This is a genomic window from Polynucleobacter sphagniphilus (genome assembly GCF_001953355.1).
Taxonomy (GTDB): Bacteria; Pseudomonadota; Gammaproteobacteria; order Burkholderiales; family Burkholderiaceae; genus Polynucleobacter; species Polynucleobacter sphagniphilus.
In genome coordinates this window covers 230321-247859 of the sequence record NZ_MPIY01000001.1, presented here as the reverse complement: position 1 = coordinate 247859, position 17539 = coordinate 230321, and the positions used below count along the sequence as shown (strand labels likewise).

Below are 17539 nucleotides of genomic sequence, written 5' to 3'. Positions count from 1 at the left end.
TTGAAGGGGTTGTTGTATGACATATTGTGTTGGGCTTTGCCTAAAGGATGGTTTAGTTTTTTTATCTGATACACGCACCAATGCTGGCGTTGACCAGATCGGCACCTTTCGAAAGATGTCATTGTTTCAAAGCAGCGATCGATTTTTTGCGCTGATGAGTGCTGGAAATTTAGCTATTACTCAGGCCATAAAAGAAATCTTGCTTCAGGGTCAATTGCTCAATGGCAAAAACTTGTGGAATATCAAAAATGCGCATGATGCAGCCGTAGTGGTTGGAGATGCAGTAAAGCAGGTCTACGAGAGAGATCATGCGGCCCTAGAAAAAGCCGGCATTGACTTTAATTGCAATTTAATTTTTGGCGGTCAAATTAAAGGCGAAAGACCAAGACTTTTTAACATCTACTCAGCTGGTAATTTTATTGAAGCTACCCCTGAGACTTGTTATTTCCAAATTGGTGAATCTAAGTATGGCAAACCCATCCTAGATCGCGTCCTGGGCTTTGATACCTCACTAGACCTAGCAACTAAGTGTGCCCTGATTTCAATGGACTCAACGCTCAACAGTAATATTTCCGTAGGCCTACCACTTGATTTATTGGTGTATGAGAAGAACTCCTTAAAACCCAATAAGCTCGTCACCCTGGATGAATCCAACCCCTACTTCCAGATGATTCATCAGCTTTGGGGAGAAAAATTGCGGTCTGCATTTAACTCCATTGCAGAACCCACTTGGTCAACTAGCACGCCGGGTGGCTCTATCTCGGCACCTGCAAAGAAAATGGGCTTGGTGCCAATCAATAAACCGAGTCTAAGTATGACCAAAGGAAAAAAGTCAGTTAAGGCCATTGCGCCGGCTAAAAAGAAAAAGGCGGCTGTAAAGGCAAAAGCCTAAACAAACCGCCTTGGGATCAAGACCTTATTGAGAGGTCTTGATCAAACTTCTTTTGCTGCTTACTGCTTACCAAGCATTTCCCATGTAGCAACTACGCTATCAGGATTTAATGAGATGGAAGTAATGCCCTTCTCCACCAACCAACGAGCAAAGTCAGGGTGATCAGAAGGTCCTTGACCACAGATTCCAACATATTTATTTTGCTTACGGCAAGCTTCGATAGAGCGCGCAATCATGAACTCAACCGCAGGATCACGCTCATCAAAGTCGATCGCCAACAGCTCCATACCAGAGTCACGGTCAAGACCCAGAGTTAACTGAGTCATATCGTTAGAGCCAATGGAGAAACCATCAAAATGCTCTAAGAACTGATCGGCCAAAATAGCATTTGAAGGAATTTCGCACATCATGATGAGACGTAAGCCATTTTCACCACGCTTGAGGCCTAACTTAGCCATCATGTCAATGACACGCTCAGCCTGCTTGATCGTACGCACAAATGGAACCATGATTTCAACGTTGTCCAGGCCCATATCTTCACGAACACGCTTCATTGCAGCGCACTCCAAAGCAAAAGCCTCGCCAAAATCAGCAGACACATAACGGGATGCGCCGCGGAAACCAAGCATTGGATTTTCTTCATCCGGCTCATAACGTGAACCACCAATCAGCTTTTTGTACTCGTTTGACTTAAAGTCAGACAAACGCACAATCACTGGCTTTGGATAGAAAGCAGCCGCAATGGTAGCAACACCCTCAACTAATTTATCCTCATAAAACTGACGTGGACTTGCATAACCACGCGCAACACTTTCAACGGCACGCTTCAGGTCAGCATCAATATTTGGATACTCCAAAACAGCACGCGGATGAACACCAATGTAGTTATTGATAATGAACTCAAGACGGGCTAAGCCAACCCCAGCATTGGGGATCTGACAGAAATCAAATGCCAACTGAGGATTGCCAATGTTCATGGTGATTTTCACAGGAATCTCTGGGAGAGCTCCGCGAGAAACCTCAGTGACTTCAGTCTCAATCAAGCCATCGTAAATGTGACCCTCATCACCCTCTGCACAAGAAACGGTCACCATCATGCCATCTTGCAAATGTTCAGTAGCGTCACCGCAACCTACAACCGCTGGCACACCCAACTCACGGGCAATAATTGCAGCATGGCAAGTACGGCCGCCGCGATTAGTAATGATCGCTGAAGCACGCTTCATCACCGGCTCCCAGTTCGGGTCGGTCATATCGGCAACCAATACATCGCCAGGTTGTACACGATCCATTTCGCTTGGATCGCGAATCACGCGAACGGGGCCCGCACCAATTTTTTGACCAATTGCACGTCCTTTAGCCAAAACCTTAGAGCTGCCCTTCAATTTATAGCGCATCTCTACCTGACCAGCTGCCTGACTCTTTACGGTCTCTGGGCGAGCTTGCAAGATGTAGATACGGCCATCTTGACCATCCTTACCCCACTCGATGTCCATTGGACGACCATAGTGCTTTTCAATAATGACTGCGTATTTAGCTAACTCAGTAATATCTGCGTCTTCTAAAGAAAACCGGTTGCGTTTCTCTGGGCTAACATCAACGGTGATCACTTTTTCAGTCGAGCCTGCTGGAGCAAATTGCATCTGAATTAACTTAGAACCTAAAGAACGGCGAATGATCGCTTTTTTGTCTTTAGCTAAAGTGGTTTTGAATACATAAAACTCATCCGGATTAACCGCGCCCTGCACCACTGTTTCACCCAAGCCATAGCTAGAAGTAATAAACACGACATCTTCAAAACCAGATTCAGTATCCAGAGTAAACATCACACCGGCTGCACCTAAGTCAGAACGTACCATGCGCTGAATGCCTGCAGACAAGGCAACTTCGGCATGAGCAAAACCCTTATGAACGCGATAAGAAATAGCGCGGTCGTTATAAAGGGATGCAAATACTTCACGAATCTTCTTTAGAACATCATCAATACCTTCCACGTTCAGGAAGGTCTCTTGCTGACCAGCAAAAGAAGCATCTGGCAAGTCTTCCGCTGTTGCAGAGGAGCGCACTGCAAATGAGCCTTTACCAGAATCGTCTAATTTAGCGAATGCCTCACGGATTTCTTGATCCAAGCGCTCCTGAAATGGTGCAGTTTCGATCCAATGACGGATTTCTTTACCGGCTTCAGCCAATGCACGCACATCATCAATATTGAGATTTTCCAAGCGCTTTTGAATGCGCTCAGTCAAATTATTGTGCTCTAAGAAGTCACGGAAGGCTAAGGCTGTGGTTGCAAAACCGGTTGGCACACGCACACCGGTAGTAGCCAATTGAGAAATCATCTCTCCTAAAGAAGCATTCTTACCGCCAACCGATTCAACATCGGTCATGCGGAGTTGCTCAAAAGGGAGAACATAGGCGTTTGCTACATTGCTATTTTGCTGCTGTTGGTTGGACATATAAAACTCTCTAAGGATAAGGAAACTGGTCGAGCGGCCGAACAAAATACGGCATACTTCAATAACCTCATATTGTAGTGCTGACCATGACTTTTAGCCCAAATCCTATGTCCAACGACCCCCGCATTGTTTTTATTGTTTCCGATGGCACTGGCATTACTGCCGAGAACTTCAGCCAGTCAATTTTGGCGCAATTTGAGGCCACTTTTAAGCATATTCGGGTGCCTTTTGTAGATAGCGTCGATAAAGCCCATGATGCCGTTGCAGCGATTAATCAGGCTGCCTCTAAGTATGGTGTCCAACCCATTGTTTTTACTACTCTTATTACCCCTGAATTAAATGCCATTGTTGCTCGGGCTAATGGCTTAATTTTGGATATGTTCCAAACCTTTGTTGCGCCCCTCGAACAAGCGCTTGGCCTGAAATCGACCCATGCAATGAACCGCTTGCATCACAATGCTGACACTGCGGCCTATAAAAACCGTATTGAAGCGATTAACTACTCCCTGGCTCACGATGATGGGCAGTCGAATAAAAATCTAGCTGATGCAGATGTCATTCTTGTGGGCATTTCCCGTGTTGGTAAGACCCCTACCAGCCTCTATTTGGCAATGCAGTACGGCATGAAGGCGGCTAATTACCCCCTCATCCCAGAGGATTTTGAACGCGGTCAATTGCCTAAAGATTTAGCACCTTACCGCCATAAAATTTTTGGGTTGATGATCGATGCTGAGCGCTTATCTGAAATTCGCAATGAACGACGTCCAGGCAGTAACTATGCCAAATTAGAGAATTGTCGCTATGAAATCAATGAGGCTACCGCAATGATGAAAAAGGAATCTATTCCCTGGGTGGCAACCACTAGCAAATCAATCGAAGAAATCGCGACAACCGTTCTTCAGGCCATTAAATCCGATAAAACGATTTTGGGATGAGAGTCACTTAAGAGCGTCGAACTCGAACTGTTTCAAAAAGACAAATAGCAGCTGCTGTAGAAACATTGAGTGATTCAACCCGTGGGTCAATTGGGATGGAGACGGGTTTGGCCTGCGCCATCAAATCACTTGAAACACCTTGCCCCTCGCTCCCCATTACCCACGCCACTGGATGCATGAGCTCTTCTCGAAGATCAAATAAATCCTGCGGAGCATCGGCAGCAGCTGCAAGCAAAGGTGCTGTCACGGCACTCAAGAGTTGCTGATTGGACCAGCCCTCATATAAATCCAAAAGACGATGAGCGCCCATACCGGCTCTTAATACCTTGCTAGACCATAAGTGCGCACATCCCGATAGGGCTATAACCTGTGTAAAACCTGCCGCTGCGGCTGTGCGTAGAATAGAACCTACATTGCCTGCATCCTGAATCCGATCCAAGATGACTAGATCACCCTCTAAGTTTGAAATCGATTGCGGCGCTTTAAGGCGTGAAGCCGGAAGATTGAGTAAGCCGGCGATGTGCGGTGCATTTGCCAGTTCGCTTAATTGATCCCACAGACTCGAGTCCAATTGAAATATTCGGGTTTCTGGGCAAATCTCAAGGTGAGAATAAACTGCCTCTGAGATTTCGGGATTTTGCAATCCAAACTCTGAAGTGAAGAGTGTTTTAAGGGCAGGATCGCCTACCCAAGTCTGAATTAAATGAATGCCCTCAAGCAAAGCATGGCCACTTGCCAAGCGTACCTTCTGACCTTTTGAACCCGTAGCCTGCAAGAGACGCAGCTCTTTAAATAAAGAATTTTCTTTTGATGAAATTAAATCAAACGCCATCACGCATTCACCTCTAAAACATTTCTTACGGGCGAGAAACTGCGGCGATGTTGGTCACATGCACCAAACTGTTTTAAAGCAGCAAAATGAAATTCTGTGGGGTAACCCATATGTTGCGCAAAGCCATAATGTGGATACTGCTCATGTAAAACCATCATCTGCCGATCACGCGTTACCTTAGCCAAAATAGATGCCGCTGAAATAGCAGGCTCTTTTGAATCACCCTTCACAATTGCCTCTGCTGGAATCGTCAACTCAGGGCAGCGATTACCATCAATTAAGGCTTTATCCGGCCAAGCACCTAAACGGGTAGTCAGGTCCTCTATTGCACGACGCATAGCCAGCATAGTAGCTTGCAATATATTGATTTGATCAATCTCTTGCGCGCTAGCCTCACCAATTCCCCAGGCTTTGGCATTGCTAACAATTTGCTCAAAGAGAAACTCTCGCTTTGCAGGGGACAATTTTTTGGAGTCCCTCAAACCCTCAATCGGGTGATTCGAATCCAATACTACGGCGCCAGCAACTACCGACCCCACTAAGGGGCCACGACCTGCCTCATCTACCCCACATATCCATATAGCACTCATGTGCTATGACCAGCTTGAATGACTTGAGTGATAGCCTGCGCAACCAGCAAGCCAGTGGGTCGGCGCAAGGTTTCATGCATCTGCATAAAGCGCTCCTTCAACTGCAATACCTTCTCGGGATGATCTAACCAGTTCATTACCGCATTGGCTAAATTTTCTGGCGTAGCATCATCTTGCAGTAACTCTGGAACAACAAACTCACCACAAAGAATATTAGGCAACCCAACATATGGCAGGTAGCCTTGACGCTTCATGATTTGCGCCGTTAACCAAGGCACCTTATAAGAAATTACCATTGGCTTTTTCCATAAAGCAGCTTGTAAGGTGGCTGTGCCACTAGCAATCAGAACAGCATCCGCTGCCTCCAAGATAGGGTCCGCATGACCGTCTATCAAGTGAATCCGAATGTCAGGATTTCTTTTTTTAACTTGAACAAGTAAAGCCTCCAACGGCTCTCGAAGGCGTGGTGTAGCAACTGGAATGAAAAAGTGTAGTTTTTGCCCAGCCATTCTATGGGCTATCAGACTCATGGTTTCAAAGAATATTGGCGCGATATGCTCTATCTCCGAGCCCCGGCTACCAGGCAACACAGCGATGACAGTCCCATCTAAGTTAGGACGGTCAATATGCATTAGTGAGGCAATTTTATTTCTGGCGCTACTTGTATCCGGGAGAAGTGGAATATCACTGGCTAGCGGATGACCGACATAAGTTGCCGGGACACCAGCACGTGCATATATTTCCGTTTCAAACGGGAAGATGCACAACATTCGGTCTACAGCGCGTGCAATCTTATTGATGCGGCTAGCACGCCATGCCCAAATCGAAGGGGATACCAAATGCAGAGTAGGAATACCTGCTTCACGCAACTTTAACTCCACACCCAAATTAAAGTCAGGCGCATCAATTCCTAAAAAAACATCAGGGCGCCCTTCCCCCATTAAATTGTCAATGAGTTGTCGACGTAATTTCAGAATTGCAGGTAATTGTTTAATAGCCTCAACATAGCCGCGCACACTGAGTGTTTCCATTGACCAATCGGAACGAAAGCCTTCCGCCTGCATCCGAGGGCCGCCGATGCCATACATTTCTATTCCAGACATATCTGGAATTTGCTGAAGCGCATTTAAAACAGGGGCAGCCAGTAAATCACCCGATGGCTCACCAGCTACGCAGGCTAATTTTGGCAAAGCCTTACCTATCGTTAACGAATAATGCCGCGCGTTGAGGCGGCAATAAAATCATGGAACTGGGTAAGCTTTTCTGCAGTAGCAGCATCGGCTGAATGAGCAAGGGCTATTTTTTGAATTTCTACTTTTGCCTCTTCAAAACTGAGACCATCTTTGTAAAGCACCTTATAGGCTTGGCGTAATGCAGAAATGGTTTCGCTAGAAAATCCCCGACGCTTTAAACCCTCAACGTTAATGCCATGTGGTGATGCTTTATCGCCAGCAGCAATGACAAATGGCGGGATATCTTGTACCAAAGCAGATGCCCCACCTAGCATGGCATGTTGGCCAACGCGCACAAATTGATGTACGCCTGACATACCACCCATGATCGCCCAATCACAGACTTGCACGTGACCCGCAATCTGCGCATTACTTGAAAATATAGTGTGATTACCAATTTGACAATCATGGGCAATATGCACATAAGCCATGATCCAATTATCATCACCAATACGCGTGATCCCCTCATCTTGTGAGGTACCAGTATGAATGGTGGTGAATTCACGGATCGTATTACGATCGCCAATAATTAATTGGGTTGGTTCACCACGATATTTCATATCCTGCGGCGCGCCACCAATAGCAGCGAAGTGAGCAAAATTATTCTCCCGGCCGATTGTGGTGTAACCCTCAATGACTGTATGAGAGCCAACCTTAGTGCCAGAGTCAATTTTGACATTAGGACCAATTACGGAATAGGGGCCGATCTCGACATCGTCAGCTAACTCAGCTTTACTATCTACAAGAGCGGATGCATGAATCCGAGTCATTACGCGCCTTTCGTACGTACCGCACAAGTAATATTAGCCTCTGCCGCTAATTCACCATCTACAGTTGCTTGGACTTGAAACTTATAGATTCCAGCGCGTTCACGCTCTAATTTAGCGGTCATGATCAACTGATCCCCAGGTAAAACAGGCTTTTTAAAGCGTGCGCCATCGATCCCAGCAAAGTAATAAATTGCATCCTCTTGACGCTCTTCAGAGAAGGTCAGTAAAGCAGCAGTTTGAGCAAGGGCTTCAATAATTAAGACGCCAGGCATCACCGGAAAATCAGGGAAATGTCCTTGAAAAAAAGGTTCATTCATTGTGACATTTTTTAAGGCTGTAATGCTTTCGCGTGGAGTTAACTCCAGTACGCGGTCAACCAATAAAAAAGGGTAGCGATGTGGCAATAACTTCAAAATTTGATTGATGTCGATTGCGATTGCTTTACTCATGAGCTTACCTACATAAAAAGATGAATGATGAAATGACTGCTAACAGCCTATGACTCTGTCGCTTTATTCTTGTCTAGCAAACGTAAGCGTTGACGTATTTTATCGAGCCCACGCAAAATTGCGGCATTTTTCTCCCAGGCCGCATGCAGCATGGAGGGATAAACACCTGTGAAGTGCTGTCCAGGCTCTGTAATGGAGCGAATAATAGATGTATTTCCAGAAACTGTTGTTCTATCAGCAATCGTCAGGTGACCAGCAAAATTGGCTGCCCCACCTATGATGCAAAAATTACCGATCTTGGTGCTCCCTGAAATTGCAGCACATCCAGCAATCACGCAGCAATTACCAATAATCACGTTGTGTGCAATCTGAACTTGATTATCAATCTTGGTTCCGGAGCCAATGGTAGTGTCAGTCATTGCGCCACGGTCAATCGTAGTAGAGGCGCCAATCTCCACATCATTACCAATGACAACCCTACCAGTTTGAGGAATCTTGACCCACTCACCGCCGCTTGCTGAAAAATCAGGGGCAAAACCAAAACCATCCGCGCCTAGAATAGCTCCACTATGAATAATGCAACGCTCACCAATTTGTGTTTGAGCGTAAATGGATACCGCTGGATGAATGGTTGTGTCACCTCCAATAACTACCCCATTGGCAATCGAGACATTTCCTAAAATGACTACCCGCTCACCCAAATGCACTCCCGATCCAATTTGGACAAAGGGGCCAATATGACAAGAGTCAGGAATGACTGCTGAAGGGTCAATTACTGCATTGGCATGAATGCCTGGCATATGCTCTCTAGCAGAGGCTTTAGCAAAATACTGCGCCATTCTAGCAAAAGTTGCATAGGGATTTTTTGCAACAAAATAAACCCGCTTAGAACTAGCGCTAGTTGAGTTCGCATTAAGAAACTCATAGTCTGATTGACTAAGAATTAAACCACCAGCCGCACTGTCTAGAGCTTGAGTACGGTAAAGTGGATTTGAAAGAAAAGAGATTTGATCTGCTTGAGCCTGCTCCAAGGGGGCTAACCCACGGAACACCGCAGAGCCCTCTCCCACCAAGCTGATGTGAAACTGTTCGGCCAGCTGGATGGCAGTGGGCATAAGACTTACTTCTGGCTGTTCAAAGCCTTGATGACGTCATCGGTTACGTCAGCTTTTGGATTGGCATATGCTGCCTCTTGCACGATGAGATCAATTTTGCGCTGCTCAGCGATTTGCTTGAGAACCGCATTAGCCTTTTCAGCAATTTTGGCGCGCTCCTCAAAAGTACGCTGATTCAAATCTTCAGTGAACTCACGTTGTTTACGTTGCAGCTCGCGATCTTGATCTGCCAATTCACGTTGACGACGGATACGCTCTGCCTCGGTCATGACAGCCGCATCACGATCCAATTTCTCAGCGGCACTCTTAATTTTTTGAGCACTATCACGTAAGTCATTTTGACGTTTGGTAAATTCGTTCTGCAAACGCGTTTGCATCGCCTTTGCCAAGTTTGACTCATTAAACACTTTTTCTGAGTTAACCACTGCAACACGCGTACCAGCATCCTGAGCAAATGCATGTGATGCCAAAAGGGCAGAGGCAAAGGCTACCAAACTCAATTGAATCCACTTAGAGGATTGACGCAGCTTCATAAAACTTTCCTTAAACAATTAAAACGCTGTACCGATCTGGAACTGTAACCGCTGAATATTATCCGTAGGCTGTGGGCTGATCGGAATACCATAACTGAATTTTAGCGGTCCCAACGGTGATATCCATTCTAAACCTATACCGTAAGAGTAGCGCAAGACCAGATTAAGATTGCTTCCAAAAGCATTACCGCCATCGGTAAAGACAAAGGTTCTCAGAGTCTTGTCAACACCAGTCCCCGGCACTGGAACAGTGTATTCCACATTACCAACAATCTTTGATTGGCCACCTGTTGGCATCCAAATTCCTGCAAGTGTGTTGTAGTAGGTGGGGCCCAATGAGCCTGGCGCATAGCCACGAACGGAACCGATACCTCCAACATAGTAGTTTTTAGTAATCGGGAAGGGGTTGCTACCATAAGCCTGGCTATAACCGACCTCTCCATTGAAAGACAAGATATTGCCTTTATCAAAGGAATGATATTGCTGATACTTGCCATAAAGACGCCAATATTCCATATTAGCAACTGGAGTACCCACTTCTGCAGATAATGTCTCGAGAGAACCTGTAGAAGGAATTAAAGCGCTATCCCTGCCATCCCTTGTCCAACCAACGGTCACTGGAACGTTATAGGTATTCAAAGTAGCTGGATAACCAGGAGCAGCCACCCCGTAACTCTGCATGTAGTTGAGATAGGGTTGAGGCGTATTTACTGTGGAACTAATTTGGAACGCCTCAAACGCTGTACCGTAGAACACACGATCTACTTCGGTATACGGAACACCAAACTTCAGACTCGTACCAACGGACTTAATTTGATAGTCGGGATCGCCTACGTAATAAAGCGGTTTAGATGAGCGGTAGTAGACATCAGAGTAACGACTGATACCATCATCCGTGAAATATGGGTCATACTGCGACAGGGTTAAGCTTTGATTAATCTTACCCAGGCCAGCGTTCAAGCCAATAGCCGTTCCAGTACCGAATGCATTGTCCTGATTAATACCGGCGGTAAGCATGATTTTTTCTGTAGAAGAATAGCCCGCGCCAACAGATACCGATCCTGTGGGCTTTTCCTTCACATTTACTTTAACGTCCACTTGATCAGACACTCCGGGGACATCTTCAGTGGTAATTTCAGCCTCGGTAAAGTAACCAAGGCGATTTACACGCTTTTTCGACAAGTCAATTTTGGAGCTATCAAACCAAGAGCTCTCATATTGGCGCATCTCGCGACGAATAACCACATCGCGTGTTTTTGCATTGCCAGTAATGACCACTTGACGGACATATACACGTCGACCAGGATCAACCACCAAAGTGAGATCTACCTCGCTTAATTCACGGCGAATATCGGGCTGGGGATTAACAACTGCAAACGCATAACCATATGAACCCAGAATTTCTGCGATTGCTTTAGTGCTCTCAGTTAACTTGGCTGAAGAATAAGTATCACCCTGCTTTAGGGTAATTAACTGCATGAGCTCATCTTCCTTGCCCAATAGATCACCAGCCAGACGAACATCCTTCACGGTGAACTTCTGCCCCTCTTTAACACTAATGGTCAGGTAAATCCCTTTTTTATCGGGCGTAATAGAAACCTGAGTGGAGGTAATGGCAAACTCTAAATAGCCACGATTGAGGTAATACGAACGGATTGTTTCCAAGTCAGCAGTCAGCTTTTGCTTGGAATACAAATTATCTTTGCTGTACCAAGACAGCCAGCCGCCCGTTTTTAACTGCATCATGCCAGTCAAGGTACTTTCGCTAAACTCTTGATTGCCAATAAATTTAATTTCTTGAATTTTTGCTGTAGGGCCTTCATCAATATTGAAGTAGATAGCCACTTGATTACGCTCAACAGGAGTAACCGTCGCCACGACTTCTGCGGCATACATTCCCTTACCGACATATTGACGCTTTAATTCTTGCTCGGCTTTATCAATCAGAGCCTTATCATAGAAGCGGGCTTCTGCAACCCCTACCGCCTTCAAAGATTTGCGTACCGTTTCCTGGTCGAACTCTTTCATGCCGGTAAATTCAATTCGGGAAATCGTTGGGCGCTCGTCGACGATGACAATCAATACATCGCCCTGAGCTTGAATTTGAACGTCTTTAAAAAAGCCGGTGGTGTACAAAGCTTTAATTGCTTCAGCACTTTTCTCTTCGTTGAATGTATCACCAACCTGAACTGGTAAGTAACTAAATACGGTTCCAGGCTCAACGCGCTGCAAACCTTCGATGCGGATATCCTTAATGACAAAGGTATCAGCTGCATGTGCATTAACACTGAGGGTAGCCAAAAATATAAAAGCAGCCTGCACAGCAAAATGGGTAACAGCGCGGAATGAAGAGGTTAAAAAATTCAAGATAAAAAGTAGCGTTGCAAATCGTTAAACAAAGCCAGAAGAGACATCGAAATCAACAAGAAAAAGCCAATTTTTTGAAAATGCTCTTGCATGGATATCGAAATCCGCTTACCGGAAACCAACTCCCATGCATCATACAGTAGCTGACCCCCATCCAGCATTGGTAAAGGCACCAAATTTAATAGGCCAATACTGATGCTAAGAAGCGCTAAAAACCCTAAAAAAGGCTGCCAGCCAACCTGGACTGACTTCCCAGCCATATCAGCAATGCTCAAGGGGCCTCCAAGCTGCTTAAATGAGGTATTTCCAGTCAAAAATCCAAGCATCATCCGAGTAGAAACCTTGGTGATTTGCCAAACCCTTTTGCCCGCATAAACCAAAGCGTCAACAGGGCCCAGTTTGAGCACTTGCATCCCATCTGCGGAGATCGGGGCTGGCAGGAGCCCAAGAGTCAAAAATGGGTCTGAATCGGGGTCCAGCCTGGGTAAATCAGCCTTCTGAATGACCTTGATATAAATGTCTTTAGATGGCGCTAGCACCTCCAGCACAAAGCCCTGTCGAGCAGTGATGGCATCCTGGAGATTCCAGCGCAGGGCATTCCAACTCAAAATCGGGTCAAAGCCACCCTCTTCTTCATTGGCACCAGGGGTTGCACCCAACTCTTTCCATCCAATTACCCGATCCCCCGCCTGTATATCCAACCTGGCTGCTACCGAATTCTCGGGAGGAGCTTGTAAAAAGGATGGCACCTGGGGAGCACCTCTAAGGTAAATTGCCGCAAAGAGAAGAATGGCCAATACAAAATTAGCTAGGGGGCCAGCAGCCACAATGATTGAGCGTTGCCATAAGGGCTTAAGATCAAATGCTTTAGTTCGATCGATCTCTGAAATAAGCTGCTGCCGATCTCGACCATCCAATAACTTGACATAGCCACCCAAGGGAATCGAAGCAATCACCCACTCGGTTGCATTTTGATTACCTCCAAAACGATAGGTAAAAATTGCCTTGCCAAAGCCCAATGAGAAGCGCAAAACCCGCACACCGCAACAGCGAGCAGCCAAGTAATGCCCGAACTCATGAAAAGTTACCAGGATACCGAGGGTTGCAATAAATGCTAGTAGCGTGATCAAGGGATGCAAGAAAAGGGACTCCTTAAAGAACCCATCAACGGGAGCTGACTTGCGTAACCAATTTACCCGCCAACTGTCTAGCTTGAGCGTCCATCTCCAAGAGATGCTCTATGGAAGTGGCGGGACTGACTTGAATTTGGTCAAGAGTCTGCTCTACGATTGCGGGTATCTGCAAATAAGGCAAGCCTTGATCCAAAAATGCAGCGACAGCAATTTCATTGGCCGCATTTAATACCGTGGGAGCTGTACCTCCAGCCCGGGCTGCAGTAAATGCCATATTCAAGCACGGGAAACGCTCAAGATCAGGTTCGGCAAAATTTAAAGCAGAAAGCTGCGTCAAATTTAACTGCGCGACTCCTGCGTCGATTCTTTCTGGCCATGCAAGTCCGTATGCAATCGGTGTTCGCATATCAGGTTGGCCCATTTGAGCAATGACAGAACCATCTCGATACCGAACCATAGAATGCACTACGCTTTGTGGATGAATTACCACCTTAATTTTTTCCAAAGGTAGGCCAAATAACCATAAAGCTTCAATCACTTCCAGGCCTTTATTCATCATGGTGGCAGAGTCCACCGAAATCTTCCTACCCATCACCCAATTGGGATGGGCGCAAGCTTGATCGGGAGTAATCATGGCCAAATCTGCAAGGGGGGTGTTTCTAAATGGGCCACCAGAAGCAGTTAACCATAGCTCTTCAACACCGAAACTTGCCTGCGGGGCACTCGTAAAGTCTGCTGGCAAGCATTGAAAAATGGCATTGTGCTCACTATCGATTGGCAATAACTCGCCACCACCCAACTTCATAGCTTGCATAAATAAATCGCCAGCCATTACCAATGATTCTTTATTTGCCAACAATACCCGCTTCCCCGCTTTGGCTGCCGCTAATGTAGGGGCCAAACCGGCAGCACCGACAATGGCTGCCATTACCGTATCGCAGTCAGAATTTAGCACTGCACTCACTAATGCCTCTGGGCCGTATAAAACCCCTGTTGTGCAATGTTGCTCGCGCAGCAAGTCTGACAACCGGCTCGCCCCTACCGCATCAGTCACAACCGCAATCAGGGGTTTGAATTCAAGACATTGCTCAGCCAAGCGTTCGACCTGCCGACCTGCTGTTAAGGCAACTACTTGAAAGCGATCGGGGTGAGCTCGAATCACATCTAAAGTGCTTACCCCAATAGAGCCCGTAGAGCCCAGAATTGCTACACGCTGAATAGCCATCAAATAAATCCAGCTAACAAGGCAGCAATAGGCATGACCGGCAATAAGGCATCTACCCTATCTAAGACGCCGCCATGACCAGGCAGAAGCTGACTACTATCTTTAACTCCTGCCAAGCGCTTTAACTGGGACTCAAACAAGTCACCAAAAATACTAAAGGCTACCAGTACAGTGACCATCAACCAAAGCGGAATCCAACCAAAACGAAATGCCCAGGCGCCAAATAACGTGGCGTCCAAAGGGAGAAAAAATACGCAGGCAAGTGCATATACATAACAGAGCACCATGCCACCCAAGGCCCCTTCCACTGACTTACCAGGGCTAATTTGAGCTGCTAAGCGGCGCTTTCCAAAAGCCTTGCCGACAAAGTAAGCACCAATATCGGCGATCCACACCAAAGCCATAGTGGAAAGCATAAAAATAAGGCCGATTTCTCGTAAGAAAATCAGGGCAAACCATGTGGCTGGCAAAAGAATTAAACCCAAGACTCCATAGTAATAACGCCACTTCTCTAAAGATAGCCTCATCCCCCTGGCAAGCAAAAAAGGTGCATTAAAAAACCAAAACAAAACAGCAATAAACAGCAAGCCAAACTGCCAAGTCGGATCATTCAAGCCAAACAAAGCAAAAATAATACATAAACATAAGGCGGCATAAATCCAAGCGGAGTACTTAGCATTGGGTGCAATCATACGACTCCACTCCCAGGCTGCAGCAACAACAGCAATCAACAAAAATATACTCAAGTAAATGGGCGGCAGGAAAAATAAGATCGGCAAAAGAACCGCCAAAAGAACAATGGCAGTAAGCACTCTGGTTTTTAGCATGAGGGGAGTTTAGTAAATGAAGGTCAGACTGGATTGTCAGCGCCCGCCGATGCAAGCTGCGCACTGGTGCGGCCAAAACGACGCTCTCGCTGAGAAAACCAGTCGAAAGCGCGATGTAAATGGGCTACATCAAAGTCAGGCCATAAGACATCAGTGAAATATAACTCGGTATAAGCGAGTTGCCACAACAAGAAATTGCTGACCCTCTGCTCGCCACCGGTACGAATAAATAGATCCGGTTCAGGGGCATAAGCCATCGACAAATAAGAGGTGAGCAAATCTTCTGTCACTTGCTCAGGCTGTAAGCCTGGATTATTTGCCAGGCATTGACGCATCGCCTGCAAAATATCCCAGCGTCCGCCATAGTTAGCAGCAATCGTGAAAGTCAAACCTTTGCAGCCAGCTGTTTTTTCTTCAGAAAATTGCGCCATCTCTTGGATGGCAGAATCAAAACGACTTAAGTCTCCAATAAGCCGCAATGAAATATCATTTTCTGCAAGGCGCGATACTTCACCCTTCAACGATTTCAGAAACAGCTTCATTAAAAAGCCCACCTCTTCGGGTGGGCGGCGCCAATTCTCGGAACTAAATGCAAACACAGTGAGGTATTGAACGCCGAGTTTGCGACATTCTTCAACAATCTTGCGGACAGCACCAAGACCTTCTGAGTGACCCGCTACCCTAGGCATAAGGCGTTTGCTTGCCCAGCGACCATTACCATCCATGACGATTGCCACGTGACGTGGAATCGCACTGACCTCTGGAATAGTTTGCGTGGAACTAGCGTGGCTCGTCATGGGGTAAAAGTAAAAATCAAATCGGCGACGGCTAAACCGTCATGATCTCTTTTTCTTTTTCAGAAACAATCTTGTCCACATCCGAAACCGCCTTATCAGTCATCTTTTGGATTTCGTCAGTTGCACGGCGCTCTTCATCCTCAGAGATTTCCTTATCCTTGGTTAGGCGTTTAAGATGCTCATTAGCGTCACGACGTAAATTACGTATCGCAATTTTGGCCTCTTCACCTTCGTTTTTTACTACCTTTGTTAAGTCACGACGGCGCTCTTCAGTTAAGGCTGGCATTGGAACACGAATAACCGTGCCTTGAGAAGCTGGATTCAAACCCAAATCAGAATCACGAATAGCCTTTTCAATGACTGCAACCATTGTTTTTTCAAAGGGTTGAACATTGATGGTGCGGGCATCGGCCAAGCCTAAGCTAGCTACCTGACTCAAGGGCGTTGGATTACCGTAGTAGTCCACCTGAATGTGTTCCAAAATTCCTGGATTTGCACGACCCGAACGAATTTTGGCTAAGTTGGTTTTCAATGCATCAAGAGACTTTTGCATCTTTTGATCGGTATTGGTTTTAATTTCTGCTGCAGACATCAAGCCTCCTATTAAACGTGTACTAACGTGCCCTCAGACTCTCCTTGGACCACGCGCATGAGAGCGCCTGGTTTAAGAATCGAAAACACTTTGATTGGTAGTTTGCGATCGCGACATAAAGCAAAGGCCGTCGCGTCCATAACCTGCAAGTTCTTAATGATGGCCTCATCAAAAGTAATGGTCTTGTACAAAGTGGCGCTCGGATCCTTCACTGGATCAGCGGTATAAATGCCATCTACCTTAGTTGCTTTCAGAACAATTTCGACACCCATTTCAGCGCCACGCAAAGCGGCGGCAGTATCTGTTGTAAAGAAAGGATTGCCCGTACCGGCTGCGAATATAACCACCTTACCCTCACCTAAGGCGCGAATGGCGCGCGGGCGAATATAGGGCTCAACTACCTGATCCATACGCAAAGCAGATTGAACGCGTGCCTCGACACCCTTTTGACGCAAGGCATCTTGCAAGGCAAGGGAGTTCATCATGGTTGCCAACATACCCATATAGTCAGCTGTAGCGCGATCCATGCCTGCTGCCCCACCAGCCACTCCGCGGAAAATATTTCCACCGCCAATCACAATTGCCAACTCGACCCCACTATTCACCACCTCGGCAATTTCTTTCACCATTAAGTCAATGGTTACTGGATTGATACCGAAAGCATCATCCCCCATAAGGGCTTCACCTGATAGTTTTAGTAGGACGCGTTTGTAGGTTGGCATGATTATCTTTTCCGTAATTTGCTAAGCAATTTACTCTCTTAGCTTATTGATCTTTAAGTACTTTTAATATCT

17 protein-coding genes are annotated in these 17539 nt (G+C 46.2%); 2 read left to right on the top strand and 15 right to left on the bottom strand.

All coding sequences use genetic code 11. The annotated features are described in order from the left end of the window. Positions 1–16 precede the first annotated feature (16 nt). Positions 17–892, top strand: coding sequence for a proteasome-type protease (locus BOQ04_RS01210; protein ID WP_076022949.1), 876 nt, complete (start codon positions 17–19; stop codon positions 890–892). A 59-nt stretch (positions 893–951) separates the two neighbouring features. On the opposite strand, the gene ppsA is transcribed toward BOQ04_RS01210, so the two are convergent. After that, a complete protein-coding gene (gene ppsA, locus BOQ04_RS01205; RefSeq protein WP_076022948.1) occupies positions 952–3348 on the bottom strand; it encodes a phosphoenolpyruvate synthase in 2397 nt (798 codons plus the stop codon). 107 nt (positions 3349–3455) lie between these two features. Here ppsA and ppsR point away from each other — a divergent pair, with 107 nt between their 5' ends. Then, positions 3456–4283, top strand: coding sequence for a posphoenolpyruvate synthetase regulatory kinase/phosphorylase PpsR (gene ppsR / locus BOQ04_RS01200; protein ID WP_076022947.1), 828 nt, complete (start codon positions 3456–3458; stop codon positions 4281–4283). A 7-nt stretch (positions 4284–4290) separates the two neighbouring features. Here the strand turns inward: ppsR and BOQ04_RS01195 are convergent, their stop codons facing one another. The 14 genes from BOQ04_RS01195 to pyrH are packed head-to-tail and all read right to left on the bottom strand — an operon-like array spanning position 4291 to position 17467. Then, entirely contained in the window at positions 4291–5115 is an 825-nt protein-coding gene (locus tag BOQ04_RS01195; RefSeq protein ID WP_076022946.1) for a TrmH family RNA methyltransferase, read from the bottom strand. Further along, positions 5115–5705: a ribonuclease HII gene (gene rnhB / locus BOQ04_RS01190; protein WP_083657460.1), complete on the bottom strand. Its 591-nt coding sequence runs from the start codon at positions 5703–5705 to the stop codon at positions 5115–5117. Before rnhB ends, BOQ04_RS01195 begins: the two co-directional genes overlap by 1 nt. Continuing rightward, positions 5702–6895, bottom strand: coding sequence for a lipid-A-disaccharide synthase (gene lpxB, locus BOQ04_RS01185; protein WP_083657459.1), 1194 nt, complete (start codon positions 6893–6895; stop codon positions 5702–5704). Before lpxB ends, rnhB begins: the two co-directional genes overlap by 4 nt. 14 nt (positions 6896–6909) lie before the next feature. Beyond that, positions 6910–7707 (bottom strand): acyl-ACP--UDP-N-acetylglucosamine O-acyltransferase, encoded by a 798-nt coding sequence (lpxA, locus tag BOQ04_RS01180; RefSeq protein WP_076022944.1) that lies wholly within the window; start codon positions 7705–7707, stop codon positions 6910–6912. Further along, positions 7707–8156: a 3-hydroxyacyl-ACP dehydratase FabZ gene (gene fabZ, locus BOQ04_RS01175; RefSeq protein ID WP_076022943.1), complete on the bottom strand. Its 450-nt coding sequence runs from the start codon at positions 8154–8156 to the stop codon at positions 7707–7709. Before fabZ ends, lpxA begins: the two co-directional genes overlap by 1 nt. Positions 8157–8203: 47 nt before the next feature. After that, on the bottom strand, positions 8204–9271 hold the full coding sequence (gene lpxD / locus BOQ04_RS01170; protein ID WP_076022942.1) for a UDP-3-O-(3-hydroxymyristoyl)glucosamine N-acyltransferase: 1068 nt from the start codon (positions 9269–9271) through the stop codon (positions 8204–8206). A 5-nt stretch (positions 9272–9276) separates the two neighbouring features. Further along, complete coding sequence (locus tag BOQ04_RS01165) at positions 9277–9804, bottom strand: OmpH/Skp family outer membrane protein (RefSeq protein WP_076022941.1); 528 nt, start codon at positions 9802–9804, stop codon at positions 9277–9279. A gap of 18 nt (positions 9805–9822) precedes the next feature. Beyond that, on the bottom strand, positions 9823–12171 hold the full coding sequence (bamA, locus tag BOQ04_RS01160; protein ID WP_076022940.1) for an outer membrane protein assembly factor BamA: 2349 nt from the start codon (positions 12169–12171) through the stop codon (positions 9823–9825). Then, a complete protein-coding gene (locus tag BOQ04_RS01155; protein ID WP_076022939.1) occupies positions 12168–13310 on the bottom strand; it encodes a M50 family metallopeptidase in 1143 nt (380 codons plus the stop codon). Before BOQ04_RS01155 ends, bamA begins: the two co-directional genes overlap by 4 nt. 25 nt (positions 13311–13335) lie before the next feature. Then, entirely contained in the window at positions 13336–14523 is a 1188-nt protein-coding gene (gene ispC, locus BOQ04_RS01150) for a 1-deoxy-D-xylulose-5-phosphate reductoisomerase (RefSeq protein WP_198929269.1), read from the bottom strand. A 5-nt stretch (positions 14524–14528) separates the two neighbouring features. Beyond that, positions 14529–15356, bottom strand: a complete 828-nt coding sequence (locus tag BOQ04_RS01145; RefSeq protein WP_076022937.1) for a phosphatidate cytidylyltransferase — start codon at positions 15354–15356, stop codon at positions 14529–14531. Between the two features lie 23 nt (positions 15357–15379). Then, entirely contained in the window at positions 15380–16153 is a 774-nt protein-coding gene (gene uppS, locus BOQ04_RS01140) for a polyprenyl diphosphate synthase (protein WP_076022936.1), read from the bottom strand. 31 nt (positions 16154–16184) lie between these two features. Continuing rightward, positions 16185–16745: a ribosome recycling factor gene (frr, locus tag BOQ04_RS01135; protein ID WP_076022935.1), complete on the bottom strand. Its 561-nt coding sequence runs from the start codon at positions 16743–16745 to the stop codon at positions 16185–16187. 11 nt (positions 16746–16756) lie between these two features. Beyond that, the gene (gene pyrH, locus BOQ04_RS01130) at positions 16757–17467 is read right to left on the bottom strand and encodes a UMP kinase (protein ID WP_076022934.1); all 711 of its coding nucleotides are present in this window, start codon (positions 17465–17467) and stop codon (positions 16757–16759) included. Between the last annotated feature and the right edge of the window lie 72 nt (positions 17468–17539).